Consider the following 13,977-nt stretch of genomic DNA (forward strand, 5'->3'; position numbering starts at 1 on the left):
CTGACTCTACAGTAGCAGTAATTTTATGCCTAAAGGAAGCTGCAAAGAGAGTACCAAGAGAAGAGTTAAAGAAAGGACCTGTAATGGATAACTTGGAAACCATAGTAAAATATTTGAGGGTGAGTATTGGTTATTCAGAGGAGGAAAAGATGAAAATAATATATTTTGATCAAAAGTGCCGTTTAAAGGGGGAAGAAGTGTTCACTGGTACAGTGGATAAGGTACCTTTTTACATAAGAGAAGTAACAAGAAAGGCATTAATAAGAAAAGCGACGTCAATAATAATATCGCATAACCACCCAGAAGGAAGGTTAAAGCCATCTGATGAGGATGAAGCTGTAACTAAAGACTTGGCTAAAGCTTGTCAGACTATAGGGATTAGGTTGCTGGATCACATTATCATCACAAGTGTTGGGTATTTTAGCTTTAAAGAGCAAGGACTGTTATAAAGCAGATGTTTGAAGATTTTCATGAGTTGTTTAACTACTTGAATGAAGAAAGTATTTGCAATCACATTAATCATTGCTTATAATTAATGAGAAAGTATATATTGAATTAATAATAAAGTAATAAAGTAGGTTATAGACTTAGTAAAGTATATTTAATAGCGTAGGCTAATATGGTTAATAAAATAATTGTACCTTTTGATGATCAAGAAGGAGGTACTTACGAGTTAAACATTGATCTTGATAGATTATCAAAAGGTGAGGTGTTAAATGCTATTGTAGGAATTGGTCGTACTAAGGAGCAATCCACCTTTGTAAGCAAAATTAATAAGGCTAAAAAGCCTGAAGAAATAGCACCTTTCCCTGGTAGAGAAGTTCGCGAAAACAAAATCAACTATGGGAAAGGATTTGACTATGTTTATGGCACAAAACCTGTAAGTGATCAAGAAGATAAAAATCCATTTGCTTCAGCTTTGAAAAAAATAAAGCCAAGTATAAGCGAAAGTGAAAAGTTGAGCTGGTTTAAGAGTGGAGTGGTAAAAGCAAAAACCCCAAAAGAGATGAACAAAGTTATAGATGAAGTAATAGGTGATGGAACAAGGCTAAATGCATGTAATGATGGGGAATGGAGTTTCTCAGAGTATGTAGTGTTAGGTACACATTTTCATAAATTTGATAAGGTTGATCGTAAAAAGGTAATACGTAAATTAATGTTAAGCGGTGCAGAGTTTCATGATACTCTACTACAGAATAAACTGATAGGTGAAATCTATGATGAGCTACAACCAGAAGTTCAGCCACAGATAGATAAGCAACTAGAAGAACTAGAAAAAGCTGGCGAAAGTGCTGTTCAAGAAGGATCCTTAATAGATCTCGAGATAGACAATGCAACATTATATATAGAATTTTCTGAGGACAGTAAAGTAGAGGTTGCCAAAATACTGAGAGAGTTAGGAAGTAATATTTTAAAAATTGGTAATGATGCAGTTGAGGTTAAAAGCGAGAAGGGAGGTATAAGAAACTATATCGATATGTCAGATGAAAGCTCTATTATATTACAATTTCCTACAAGCATTGGTCAGCTAAATATTATATTGTACCACGATGTAAAAAAATATGATCAAGTACAAGTCAGAGTAGAAAACAAGGAAATGTGGGCTGAGTTACAAAAAAGAGGCGAAGAAATAGGAAAAAACTGCCTTTTTGGGGGAGTGAAACTTCAAGAAGCAGTAGAGAAAGGTAATTTCACTAGATGTGGCATATGGAATGAAAAGTATGCTATAAAAGAGATTAACAATGATGAAGTATTGTCTTCATGGGTAAATAGGGTATGTGGAGGTAGTAAAGAAACCTTTAGGGAACTTTAATTCATTTATTTTAAGGTTCCAGAGTTTACTGGAGCCTTTGAGCTATAGTAGAAAATATTATATATATGGTTTTTTGCGTGGAAAAAAGTCTAGATTATGAAGTAGGACAAAAAGTAAAAAGTTGGAGGTTAGAGCGAGGTTATACTCAGAAGGGTTTAGCTGAGAAAATTGGTGTAAAGTACTGGGTAATACTGCAATATGAGAAAGGGAACCGTAAAATTCCAATTAAGAAGTTATATGCTATAGCAGAAGCATTATCAGTAAATGTTAAAGGTCTAGTTTGTGGAGAGACGCTACCAAATGAAAAAAGATATTTTGAAGATAAAGAAATATTAAATTTAGTAAAGGGGTATAAGGATAAAGAATTAAGCGAGGTATTTTATTTATTAACCAAATTTATTCGTTTGAGTGAGGAAAGAAGCAGAAAAGCGGTAAAAATGGAAGTAGCAAGGGGTTTGATGAAAGTAGGAGTTTCTGCTCATGTTATCTCTCGAACAACTAACTTATCTATTGGTGAGTATGAGGAGAACAAAATTCCCATTCCATACAAAGTAGGGCAAAGGATAAAAGAGTGGAGATTGATACGAGGATATACTCAAAAAGATTTAGCGAATAAAGTTGGCATAACAAATCAAGGAATATACGAATATGAACAAGGGCGAGCTGCTGTCTCACTTGAAATGTTAGATGAAATAGCAAAGGTATTATCAATCAGTATCATAGATCTACTTCCCGAATCAGATGAGGATAGTGAAGCGGAAGAAAAGCTATCAAACTTGATAGAAGAATACAAAAAGATTGAGAGTCGGGAATTACGCGATATGCTAATCAAGTCTTTATTTAAAAGTATACATGTTTGTAGAGAAAAGGTCAGAGAGGAAAAGAAGATTGAAGTTGCAAGGAATTTAGTGAAAGAAGGAATTTCTGTTGATATTATCTTGCAAACGACAGGCTTATCAAATTATATGATTGAGAAATTTTTGTGATTTCATAAAAACTTAGCCAATAGTGGATTTTTTTGTGATAGAATATATGTTTGCTTCTGTAGGAAAAACAGCTTTTAGAGGATTTATCTATGATAATTCAGAGCATATTGAGCTACGAGCTAGGGAAAAAAATAGAAGGTTATAGGATAGTACAAGGGTATACTCAGGCAAAATTAGCAAGCAAAATTGGTTTAACACATAAGGAAATACATAACTTTGAACTAGGGTGCAAGGCTATCACAATCAAAGAATCGTATATAATAGCAGGAGCATTGTCAGTCAATGTTGTAGATCTACTTCCAGGACCAACAGTACTAAGAGAAAACAGTTGGTATGAAGATGAGGATAAAGAAATAGTCTATCTAACAAAAATACATAGAGAAATTAAGGATCAGGAATTACGCAAGAAGCTGTATCCATTAGTAAGGTTTGTATATATTAGCGAGAAAATTAGCCAAGAAGAAGCAAAAATAGAAGTAGCAAAGAATCTAGTGAAAGAAGGAGTTTCAGTTGATATTATTTCCCAAGTGACTCGCTTATCTACTTACGAATATGATGATATAGAGGAAGAAATTTGTACTGATTCTATACTCTACAAAGTGGGGAAAAGGATAAAAGAGCAGAGATTAATACGGGAATACACTCAGGAGGACTTGGCAAATAAAATAGGTTCAACACCTAAAGAAATACACGACTATGAACGAGGATATACAGACATTCCAATTGAAATATTATATAAGATAGCAAAGACATTATCAGTTAACATTAAAGCTCTTGGACTAACAGAATATGAAAATGAGCCAGTTTTTGGGTTTATAGGTAAATGCGAAAAAATTGAGGATCAAGAATTACTGGATACGGTAGCTAGATCTTTATCTGAAGGAATGCAAACTGGTAAAGAAAAGGTTAAAAAAGCAGAGAAAATCAAGATTGCAAAAGATCTAGTTAAGGAAGGTGTTGCTATTGATATTATTGTGCGAGCAAGTGGCCTAACTGCTGATGAGTGTAAAAATTGAATTGCGTTTAAGATATAAGTAAAAATGGTTAATATATTATCTATTCTAAATCCTTATTTAGCTCTGCAGAATTTGACGTATCAAGATATAATATTACAGAATTTTTCTATCACTTTCTGATTGTCCTCTATCATTGCCTTTGCCTCTTGCTGAAGAGATTTGATATTTTTTGATGTAATATTATCCATGTCAGGTGATGCTACTTTTAATTGCGATTGTATACGTATATATTTATCAGCTATAACTTGATCAAGTTGGTAATTTACTGCATCTAAACTTGAGGCAAACATCACATGTAGTAGTGGCTTTATCCAGCCTATTTTTCCCAATCTCTTTGAATTGGCTATGCTTCTATCTGTTCTGCCAGTACCTACCGATAACAGTAGAATATCATCATTTGGAAATAATCTCTTATCACTTGCATATGCACAAGCCGCTGGATTATTGGCAAAAACCCCGCCATCCACTAATACCATTTCCTTGTGGTTGATTTTAAGATATTTAGGTGCAAAGTAAGTAGGTGCAGCCGTTGCAGCTCTGAGTGCATCTTTCAGCTTAATATTACCTTCTTTCCAGCTTTTGAAGAAAAATGGGCAATTATTCTGAATGTCGTAACTGGTAATCAACACATTACTTAAAGTGTTTTTAAGGATATCATCGCCAAAATATTTATCCAGTACAGATTCAATATTTTTATGTGGATATTGTGCGCAGTTAAACCAAGATAGTATTGATCGCCTAAAAAATGAAGATTTAAAAATATATGGTCCATATTCCCGATAGAACTCGACTAAATCATTAGTAGAATATTGAGGTTTATCTTTTTTACATAATCCTGCTATAACAATTCCACCAGTTGAGGTTCCTGCCATAAGATCAAAGATTTCAGCTACTCTCTTTCTTGTTCTTTTTTCTATTTCTGCTAGAATGATGGCTGGTATTATGCCCCTTATGCCTCCGCCATCAACTGAAAGGATATATTTAATCATGTTTAGATATTTAATAATTTTATTAACTTGTTCTCTTTTATCAGGTTGTGTTTCTTGTCCTAGTACTACTGTATGTTTCACTCCTGGGGAAAATTGCACCAATCTAATAATTGATTCCGTAGAGCATGCTAAAGGGTCTGTGTTAGTTCAAGCATACCAATTTACCTCAAAGCCTATTGCTGAGTCCTTGATTCAAGCCAAAAAACGAGGTGTAGAAGTTAAGATAATTCTTGATAAGTCGCAAATTCATTCAAAATATAGTGTCATCAATGAGTTATTCGAGCAAGGTATTAAGATTTATATTGATTTCAAACCAGCAATCGCTCACAATAAAGTCATGATTATTGATAACCAAAAAATCATAACTGGGTCTTTCAATTTCTCTGACGCCGCACAGAAAAAAAACGCTGAGAATCTACTAATTATAACAGGAGATCCTCCATTAGTCGAGCAATACATCAAAAACTGGAAGGATCGTCAATCTCAATCTGATGCTTACACACCAAAAGTAGAAGAATAATTACTTGTACTTCAAATTAGCTTTGAATTCATCTAATTCCTCAGAAAGATTCTTTACCCGTTCTTCCAGACGATATACCGTAACGGCCAATCCATTGTTCTGCTCTATAAATTTATCATGCATGTGTACCCGTAAGTCTAGCTTGGCGAGCCACCAAATTGTTGCTATGGTCTGTATTACCATCGTTATTATTACTGTGATTGGGATTTTTTGTTTTTGCATGCTTTTCCTGATTGTATAATAAAAGACTTTCAATTATTTCTTGTTTGGTAGTGTTCATAAGCGTCAAGTTAAGTGCAAGCGGCATAAGAAGGAAAATGGAAAAAACTATTTTAGAAATTGAGTAATAAGGTTAGTAATTTATGGATCAATCTAAAAAAATTATCTTAAACTTGACATGTATAAATATTTCCTATTGTTTCCCAGTTACGAAATATTACTGCTCAGATTTGTGTTCCTTTTCAGCATTATAGAGCAAGTGTATAATTTCATCGTATGGTTTATCTTTATTGTGCCGTGATCTTAGCACAGCTACATCTCTTGGGTTTTTTCCATCTTTATTTCTGATTGTAGGATTTGCACCTTTCTCCAATAAAAACCTTATGATTTCTAAATCCCCTCGATACGCAGCATTGTGAAGTGCTGTACTTCCATACCCGTTGATAATATTTACATTAATTCCTTCGTCTATCAGAAATTTGACAACTTCTAAGCATCCTTCTCCTGCAGCATAATGTAGTGTAGTAAGTTTAAAAATTTGCGTATCTATATCTAATAAATTTTTTACTGAAAACTTCGCAATTTCTAAGTTACAATTTTCAGATGCAATCCGCAATATTGTTTTATAATTATCTGTAGCTTTTGCTTTCGTATAGCAATAGGTAATAATAACACATACTACTGTTACTATAAACCACCAAAAATGTAGCTTATTTCTTGAGTCTCTGTTCATATTCAATACTTTTTTCAACATTAAACATTTGGTTTACTGATTTTTTCTTAACGTTGATGCTGATAACACAGTGCGATAACCTGAACTATCTAACACATGTTCTGCTCTGTCAATTATCCATTCACCGTCTATATCTTGATGAAACCCTAATAAACTGAGTTTTGCCTCTGCAAATAGTTCTGGATTACCAGGCATAGTAACATCCAATACTGCATTATTTCGCTTTAATTGTTTTAACTTAGCATTTGCTGCACTTAGTGCTGATTCTACATTAGAGTAAAGCGTTTGTATAGTATAACTTGGGCTACCAAAGCCAACTGTTTCTGACATAGTTTCACCTCTTTCATAGCTATGCCATTTTGCAACCACTGAGTTGTACCTACTCACAGTAAAATGCACTTTCCAATTTATCGTGTCTTGAGGTCTAATAGCTGTTGTTCCTAAAGCTTTTCCAGTTGCCGACTTTGCTCTGCCTTTTGGAATAAAAAGTATGTATCCGCCAGCTAACTTTGCCATTGCCTCACGTTCTATTGCTATTTTTGTTAATAAACTTATATCACTTTCTTCTGTTTGGTTAATATGGGGAATCAACACATTTTCAAATTCTTCTGCAACTTTGCATCCATATCCGTGCTTTTCTGCTATTTCCTTAACCAAGTTACCTAGAGTAATTTGATGCCATTCTTTAGATACTTTCTCCTTTAATGATAGTCTTAAATTTGTTGCATGAGCCTTTATTAGTAAGGTTTTAGGTGGACTCTGTACCGTAATTTCATTAACTGTATAATACCCATGGGCGTCACTCCGATTTCCCTATACCCTAAAGAAATATTCAATTCATCTGGGATATTTAAGTTTTCATCTCTGTAATCAACACACACTTCAACTACATCGTCTATTGTCCCAGATTCATCGGTAAGGCGTAATGATATAACTCTATCTTTAATTGATTCACATTTATCTATTATAAAATCTGGCTGCATTTATTCCCAGATCTTCAATTTTGACTTTTGTATTGTTTTTTGAATAGTAGGGAGCTTTATCTTTAATCCTGCCGGTAAAAAGCTTCCGTATTCTGCCAAACCTAAGTTCTCTGCTAGTACTAATTCCACTACTCCATCCGTAAATCCGTAATGTTTCCAGCAAATCAGATCTAGCATTTCTCCTTCTTTGGCTAAATAATATATAGTCATCTATAGCTCTTCAAACTCAAACTAAATTCAACTTTTCTTGGTAGTCCATTAGGTAAAAAATACATCTGCTTTTCTTCTAACTTGGTAATTACGAATTGTCCTAAAATATTACCTAAACTATCTACTAAAACATGTGGGTTTTCAGCTTCTTTCATATTCTTTAATTGATTTAGCCCGTTGAGATTATGTGGATAAATCGTTCCTTCTAAATCTATATTTTCTATGCCTTGACCGATATTTTGTAATAGTGGTATATTTTCAATACACTCAATTGTACTCCAACGATTTTCTCTATTATACTTTAAACTTGTTGGAGCAAATTTATAAGGGCCAAGAGACAACATTTTAATAAACGGAGTCTATGGTATCAAATAAAACATCACGTGACTTTTCTCTTATCCTTTTTATTACTTCATCTGCAAGACTACGAACATCTTGATTTGGCTCTGCTTTAATGCTGATAGTATAATTATTAGTGATGTTCTGAGTTTTATTTTGTTCTTTATTTTCAAATTTACTCTTTGCAAATATCTTATCATTATCACTCTCTGTAAACTTTTTCTCCTCAATAAGGCTTTTGATTCTGAAGCTATTCTGATTTCTATTGGAAAATTCTTTAATTATACTGTTACCTAGCAAAGGATTTCCACTGTTGAGAATATTACTCTTTAGGGGACTATGTACTGCTTTTATTTCAGTAACAATACTTTTTCTTTTTTCAAATTCTTTCAGTGGACTATTTTTAGCAAATATGCTACTAACTGTATTTTCTATCCATGAAAAGGCTTCTCCTATAGGTTTAATGAGTGATTTTATGTATTCCAAAAAGCTAGAAAAAAAGTCTTTCACCTTTTGCCAGTTAGTCACAACAAGAGCTGCACCAGTAACAAGACTTGCTATTAAAAATCCAATCGGGTTACTCATTATAGCGAGTGTTATTGCTCTTAGTCCTGTTACTACTGCAGGAAAAACTGTAGCTGATAAAAATGAAAATACTCCAAGTAGGTTTGCTTTCAGACTAAAAATCGTACTTCCTAGCAATGTAAATCCGTATCCTAGTCCTACTGCTACAATTTTTAAACTTATTAAAGCTGCTATAGTTCCCATGATTGCTGTAGTTAAGGTTGGATATTTTTCTGCAAACTCTGCTATATATCTAGTTTTTTCTTGTAAAAATTCAGCTATAAATTTTAAAGTAGGCAGCATCACCGAGCCCAGGTTCATACCAACTTCAGCTATTGCATTTCGAAGGAGTCTTAATTTATTGGCTGTAGTGTCTGCACGATTTTTGAATTCTTTTTGCAGAGAGCTTCCGTACTTTTCTGTGTTAGCCAATAACTTTATTGCATCCTCATACTTATTAAAACTTCCAGCTAATAATGCAATATCATCTTGATATTCCTGACCGAAAAGTTTCATCAGGATTGTAGAACGTTCCTGATTATCCATTTTCTTTAGAGTTTGAAAAAAGTAGAGTAATGCTTCTTCCCCATTTTCACTTATTCTTTGCACCATTTCTTCTGTGGCTATACCCATTTCTTCTAGCGCTGCCTTAAATTCTTTTCCTTGTCCTTCAGCAGTTTGAAGCTTAGAAAGTAAAGCATTTATAGCAGTTGCAGCTTTTGCTGGTTGTTTGCCTAAACTAATGAAAGCATTTACTAAACTGCTGGTTTGTTCAAACTTTAATCCAAACTGCTTTGCAGTACCACCAACTATTGCTAGAGCTTCAACCATATCTTTTGCTTTAGCAGCAGTGTTATCTGATAAGTGGTTGATTACATTACCAACGTGCTCCATTTCACTAACATCAATTCCATAAACGTTAGAGAGTTTAGCTATGGAATCACCTGCTTGCTCTGCAGACATATCAAATGCTGTAGACATTTTTGCCACCGTTTCTGTAAATTTGAAAAGATCTTCTTTTTTGATACCAAGTTGACCACCGCTTGCAGCTATTTGTGCCAGTTCTGCGGCTGATAATGGTACAGTACGTGACATCTCTTTTAACTTTTTTGCAAATTTATCAGCTTCCTTTGTCTTTTCATCAAAATCAACTACTTTTGTAACATCAGCCATAGCACTTTCAAAGTCAATAGCAACTTTAATTGGTGCTGCAAGTGAAAGCCCTAGTCCAATAGTCTCTATAATTTGTGACTTAAAATGTGTCTTACTTGCTAAAAAACTTTGGTGACTACGTATTGCAGACCCAAGCTTACCATACTTACCTTTTAGCACTTCAATAGAAGAACCAAGTTTATATTGATCACTTACTAATGACTTAATATTTCTTCCACTTTTCCTTACTTCTTCATTAAATAAATGCAAAGCATCTCTCTTTTTCAAATATGCTTCTTTTGCTTTTGTTGCAGAAAACTTAGCTTTATCAAACTCAGCTTTTAAAGTTTTGCTTGGTTTCTCTATTGCTTTCATTTGTTTAGCTAAAGATTTTACTTGATCTTCAAAGCCCTTCCACGACCTCCTGCTAGTCAAAACATCACTACCCAACTGCTTAAATTTTGATACTGATTTTAAAGATGAATCAAGCTTTCTTATATTCTCACCAAGACGGGTAAGTTGACTACTGCTTCCCTTTATTACAGTATTAAAACTGCCATCAAGTACCGCACCTATTTTTATCGATAATACTGACATTTGAACTCCCTAGCTAATTTGCTCCATAAAATAAACTCACTAATCTCCATATCAAGAATGTGCTCAACTCCACCACCTATGATAGAGCCAAGCACTAGTATTTCTAATCTCAAGTTTTTTGGATAATCGGTGAAAAAAAATCCTTTAATACCTCTTGAATTTTCACATAATCAGCAATATCTAACTCTTCAATTGCTTCTTTTGCAACTGATGTCAGGTTGGCAGTCAAAGTTACTTCCTTACTTAGATCACTACCATTAAGTCTCTCAATAGCTAGATAATCTCTAACTTTTGGACGTCTAATGGTAAGCTCTGAGACAGAAATTCCATCAACTGTTATTGGGTTATTAAGTGTTATAGCTTGCATGTTCCTCCTTAAAAATTAATTAAATAAAAGTCTATATCGGCTTTTACATAACTAATTTTTTTACTATAGTTTTTGTGTTTGATTAACGATCCTTTATACTAAATTTCTCAATATAAAGATGATAGTAGGGGTTATTTTTCCTCAACTTGAATTAATTCTTGAACTTCATCGACAGAAAGACCTGTACACTTGACAATAGTGCTAATATCAACATTATTAGTCAACATCGCCCTTGCAACTTCAATCTTTCCTTCTTTTTTGGCATCATCAAGTTTTTGAGCAAGAACAGCTTGTTCATCACGAATACGCTTGACCTCTTGTTCGTAGGCTATAAATTCTTTTTCTGACCAGTTGAACCTATTTAGCTCTTCATAAGCTTTTTTGATTATTACGTCATTTCCTATTATCCTTTCCAGCTCTTCTTCACCTGTTTCGTCAGCGTGCTTAAAAAAATATACCCACTTCTCAACTATATTTGAAAGCTGATCTTCTTTAGTTTTGGGAAATTTAGGCAATTCAATAAATACAAAGTAAAAATCTTTTAGATCGTGCTCATTAGTATCTTCATCGCGAATAGTGTGCTTTGATTTATACTCAGACTTATCAGGAAACAGTATACAATCTGCTATAGCAATAAAAATAATTTCCTTAAGATCATGGTATTGATCACCCTTGTCAGCTTGTCTTGAATAGGCTTTAGCAGCATAGTACTGAGCTCGTTTTTCAAAGCCTTTGGTTTTAGCGACCTGCATCTCAATTATCCATTGTACTCCTGTTGAATCTCTACATAGCACATCAACAATACTTTGTTTTTTAGATGCAATATCAGGATCTTGAATAGTACTTAAAAACTCTATATCCTGTATTGCATTTTTGCCAGTAAAGCTCAAAATATCATTTAGAAAGTGAATGAGGATATCTTTATTCTTTTCAGTACCAAAGATACGGCGAAATGCTATATCATTTTTAGGGTCGAGAAATTTAGATAAAGCCATAGCAAAAATTCCTAAAAACCGTTAATAATTATACAGTATTATTAGTAATTTTTCAATAAAAAAGTGGTTGTATGAAAAAGCATCCATCTATTCCATTAAATCCCTAGAATCGTTTGCAGCAAGGCCATTTGATCAACACCATTTATCTTTCTAATCATATTTTCAGCATCGATCTCTATTAATTCATTACCACCTATAGTAAGTTTATAGTAATGAGCAGCTATAGTACACTTCAGCGTTGCTTTTTCAGCAGGTTTCCAGCTACCAAAATCAAATTCTTTGAATATGCCTCTTAGATTGATTACTACAGCTTCAATATCGTTACTACCACTCCCTTGCATTCCACCTCTGAGCGTCAAAGATACTGAATTTCCATTTATCAACCCAAATAGCCGAAAGAGTTCTGTATCGTATTCAGAAAAAGTGAAATCTGCTTCAAGCTTTTCCATGCCCATATCAATATTTATTGGAATATCCATACCACCAGCTCGATATTCTTCTGTTTTTATGGTAAGTTTTGGTAGGGTCATTTCATCTATTTTTCCTGCATAACCACGACCATCTACAAATACGTTAAAATTTCTCAGTATTTTGGGTAACACTTCGCTTTCTCCTAACTTATTACACTATTATTTACAAGATGGGATCTGAATATTATTTGCTCAGCCGGATATGGTGGTGTAAACTCAAAGTCAAAGTATACTTTTCCGCTTGCAATATTCGCCGGTGTATTGAGTTCGGGAGTTGCATAGCATTTTCCACTGATAATCGCTCCTTGGGCTTTTAAATTGGCCAAATAAGAATTCACCCCCTCAATCACATCATCTATATAAGTTTTAGTGATATTGCGATCAACTGCCCATAAATGAGCCCTAAGTAAACTATCGTTAATTAAATCAGCCGTTCTTCTCACTGACAGAAAAGCCCATTTCGAGTCATTTGAACATGTTCTATTGCCCCAAAGCCTATAGCCATTTTGATGAATTATCGTTGTTACTTCATTTTCATTTAAATGGTTTGCTCTACAATTTGTATTACCGAGCGTAAAATCAATAGGCCTGCTTGTTCCAACAATACCATTTATCTCTTTATTTGAAGGTGAGTGCCAAAATCCTTGTTCGCTATCTACTTTTGCTATTAAACCAGCTACAAATGGGCTTGCTGGCAAAATTTCTTCTTTTCCTTCAATAAATACCTTAATCCATGGATCAACTACGTAAACTCTTGAGCTGCCTACACTTTTTCTCCACTTGATTGCTTCTTCATCATTGGTATTTGGTCCATCTGCTACTATTATGCTTCTCAGCTTTTCTGCTATAGGAATTAATGCTGCAACCACTGCATCTTCTGGTAGTTGGTAAGTAAACTGAGGTGCAATTAATATTCTTGGAGCAACATGAACTATACTTTCACTACTGAGGAATGCCTCTATCCCTTGATACTCTCCAGTCTCTTTATCAACTCCTCCAATTATATTCTTCAGCGTCTCTTCTTCTTTTAATTTTGGATCGCTGTTTTCACTTTCTTCAACTCGAATAACTACTACTGTTGCACCGATTTGGGAAAATATTCCATTTACTGCAGAAGGTAAACTGCCACTCTTTCCGAGCTTTGCTGCTTCCTTTAAGCTTCCTGCAACTAACACTGGTTTATTTAGCGGAAATTTTTGCTCATCAGCTTCAGGTGCAGTACCGATTACACCTATCACTGATGATTTAGCTGCACGTACTGTTTTTGCCCCTGAGGTTACCTCAATAACATTTACTCCGTGCAAAAATTCTTCAGCCATTTCTTTGCATCTTTTGTTTAAAATCGTTTAGTAAGTTCTCTAGCTCTCGTTCACTCTTGGCTTCTTCAATTTTCCTCTTCGCCATGTCTTCCAACTCCTCGCATTTCACTATCGCTTTTACTGCTTTTTTCACTTTTTCCTCAATTATTCTTGCCATTTCAATAACCGTAATACCACGGACTTTTGCTAAAGGTTCTATAATTTCTTTATCCTTTGCATTCATAGATTCTGGTGCTGCTAAGATGTTCTCTGCGGCTTTCGCTTGAATCTCATAAGATTTAGACTTCTGGTAAGAATGTCCTGCGTATTGGTGAGTATGATTATCATAATAAAAACGCATACTATCAAGTGCAGAAAGCTTTGCATTATCCAGTAACTCCAACTCAATATCTTCTTGATTTCGCTGAGCAATTTCTCCTCCTTCTGTTAAACAATAACTTTTTTGCCAATCAAAATTCTTTGGCGCTTCATACCAATCATTTCCTGTTGGCTTGTTTTCAAGTATTGTTGTTTCAATCTGCTTGTGGTTTTCAAAACGTATATAAATAGTCACAAATTCCTCCTCATTGCCATATTTGATCAGTTCGTTCTAACCCTGGACATTGCCAACCCCTGAGCGTCCTTTCCACATCTACCTCAAGCCCTGTGGTGAGAAAATTGTATAATGCACCCATTTGTCTAGACCATTTTTTTCAAAGTGATCCG

The 13,977-nt window shown here is 34.3% G+C and carries 19 protein-coding genes; 5 read left to right on the forward strand and 14 right to left on the reverse strand.

The window, feature by feature from the left end; all coding sequences use genetic code 11:
- The 4 genes from LB100_RS05545 to wmk (LB100_RS05560) form a co-directional block, all read left to right on the forward strand.
- The coding region (locus tag LB100_RS05545; RefSeq protein ID WP_456201666.1) for a JAB domain-containing protein at nucleotides 1-449 on the forward strand (449 nt) is incomplete at its 5' end.
- Between the two features lie 170 nt (nucleotides 450-619).
- Complete coding sequence (locus LB100_RS05550) at nucleotides 620-1,813, forward strand: hypothetical protein (protein WP_456201667.1); 1,194 nt, start codon at nucleotides 620-622, stop codon at nucleotides 1,811-1,813.
- A 65-nt stretch (nucleotides 1,814-1,878) separates the two neighbouring features.
- The gene (gene wmk / locus LB100_RS05555) at nucleotides 1,879-2,799 is read left to right on the forward strand and encodes a WO male-killing family protein Wmk (protein ID WP_264686027.1); all 921 of its coding nucleotides are present in this window, start codon (nucleotides 1,879-1,881) and stop codon (nucleotides 2,797-2,799) included.
- An 89-nt stretch (nucleotides 2,800-2,888) separates the two neighbouring features.
- On the forward strand, nucleotides 2,889-3,815 hold the full coding sequence (gene wmk / locus LB100_RS05560; protein ID WP_456201668.1) for a WO male-killing family protein Wmk: 927 nt from the start codon (nucleotides 2,889-2,891) through the stop codon (nucleotides 3,813-3,815).
- Between the two features lie 80 nt (nucleotides 3,816-3,895).
- On the opposite strand, the gene LB100_RS05565 is transcribed toward wmk (LB100_RS05560), so the two are convergent.
- Nucleotides 3,896-4,804: a patatin-like phospholipase family protein gene (locus LB100_RS05565; protein ID WP_456201669.1), complete on the reverse strand. Its 909-nt coding sequence runs from the start codon at nucleotides 4,802-4,804 to the stop codon at nucleotides 3,896-3,898.
- Between LB100_RS05565 and LB100_RS05570 the strand changes: the two genes are divergently transcribed.
- Entirely contained in the window at nucleotides 4,803-5,324 is a 522-nt protein-coding gene (locus LB100_RS05570; protein WP_208571685.1) for a phospholipase D family nuclease, read from the forward strand. The two genes, LB100_RS05565 and LB100_RS05570, sit on opposite strands and share 2 nt — an antisense overlap.
- Here LB100_RS05570 and LB100_RS05575 read toward each other — a convergent pair whose 3' ends face one another.
- From LB100_RS05575 to LB100_RS05635, 13 genes are all read right to left on the reverse strand, one after another.
- Entirely contained in the window at nucleotides 5,325-5,507 is a 183-nt protein-coding gene (locus LB100_RS05575) for a hypothetical protein (protein WP_456201673.1), read from the reverse strand.
- Nucleotides 5,440-5,604 carry a hypothetical protein gene (locus tag LB100_RS05580; protein ID WP_456201674.1) on the reverse strand — a complete coding sequence of 55 codons (165 nt, stop codon included), beginning with the start codon at nucleotides 5,602-5,604 and terminating at the stop codon, nucleotides 5,440-5,442. The genes LB100_RS05575 and LB100_RS05580 overlap by 68 nt, the downstream gene beginning before the upstream one ends.
- A gap of 156 nt (nucleotides 5,605-5,760) precedes the next feature.
- The gene (locus LB100_RS05585; RefSeq protein ID WP_244226858.1) at nucleotides 5,761-6,276 is read right to left on the reverse strand and encodes an ankyrin repeat domain-containing protein; all 516 of its coding nucleotides are present in this window, start codon (nucleotides 6,274-6,276) and stop codon (nucleotides 5,761-5,763) included.
- A 33-nt stretch (nucleotides 6,277-6,309) separates the two neighbouring features.
- Nucleotides 6,310-6,933: a hypothetical protein gene (locus tag LB100_RS05590; protein ID WP_456201670.1), complete on the reverse strand. Its 624-nt coding sequence runs from the start codon at nucleotides 6,931-6,933 to the stop codon at nucleotides 6,310-6,312.
- Between the two features lie 80 nt (nucleotides 6,934-7,013).
- Nucleotides 7,014-7,259 (reverse strand): hypothetical protein, encoded by a 246-nt coding sequence (locus tag LB100_RS05595; protein WP_456201671.1) that lies wholly within the window; start codon nucleotides 7,257-7,259, stop codon nucleotides 7,014-7,016.
- On the reverse strand, nucleotides 7,260-7,469 hold the full coding sequence (locus LB100_RS05600) for a tail protein X (RefSeq protein ID WP_096676762.1): 210 nt from the start codon (nucleotides 7,467-7,469) through the stop codon (nucleotides 7,260-7,262).
- Nucleotides 7,466-7,813 (reverse strand): phage tail protein, encoded by a 348-nt coding sequence (locus LB100_RS05605; protein ID WP_143689935.1) that lies wholly within the window; start codon nucleotides 7,811-7,813, stop codon nucleotides 7,466-7,468. The genes LB100_RS05600 and LB100_RS05605 overlap by 4 nt, the downstream gene beginning before the upstream one ends.
- Nucleotide 7,814: 1 nt before the next feature.
- Nucleotides 7,815-10,121: a phage tail tape measure protein gene (locus LB100_RS05610; RefSeq protein WP_456201672.1), complete on the reverse strand. Its 2,307-nt coding sequence runs from the start codon at nucleotides 10,119-10,121 to the stop codon at nucleotides 7,815-7,817.
- 109 nt (nucleotides 10,122-10,230) lie between these two features.
- Entirely contained in the window at nucleotides 10,231-10,488 is a 258-nt protein-coding gene (locus LB100_RS05615; protein ID WP_264337427.1) for a phage tail assembly protein, read from the reverse strand.
- Between the two features lie 131 nt (nucleotides 10,489-10,619).
- The gene (locus tag LB100_RS05620; RefSeq protein ID WP_264337425.1) at nucleotides 10,620-11,483 is read right to left on the reverse strand and encodes an Rpn family recombination-promoting nuclease/putative transposase; all 864 of its coding nucleotides are present in this window, start codon (nucleotides 11,481-11,483) and stop codon (nucleotides 10,620-10,622) included.
- Between the two features lie 95 nt (nucleotides 11,484-11,578).
- Nucleotides 11,579-12,085 carry a phage major tail tube protein gene (locus LB100_RS05625; RefSeq protein WP_264337382.1) on the reverse strand — a complete coding sequence of 169 codons (507 nt, stop codon included), beginning with the start codon at nucleotides 12,083-12,085 and terminating at the stop codon, nucleotides 11,579-11,581.
- Nucleotides 12,086-12,096: 11 nt separating this feature from the next.
- The gene (locus LB100_RS05630; RefSeq protein WP_264730520.1) at nucleotides 12,097-13,272 is read right to left on the reverse strand and encodes a phage tail sheath subtilisin-like domain-containing protein; all 1,176 of its coding nucleotides are present in this window, start codon (nucleotides 13,270-13,272) and stop codon (nucleotides 12,097-12,099) included.
- A complete protein-coding gene (locus LB100_RS05635) occupies nucleotides 13,265-13,825 on the reverse strand; it encodes a hypothetical protein (protein WP_264337384.1) in 561 nt (186 codons plus the stop codon). Before LB100_RS05635 ends, LB100_RS05630 begins: the two co-directional genes overlap by 8 nt.
- Nucleotides 13,826-13,977: the final 152 nt, after the last annotated feature.

The organism is Wolbachia endosymbiont of Protocalliphora sialia (assembly GCF_053891855.1).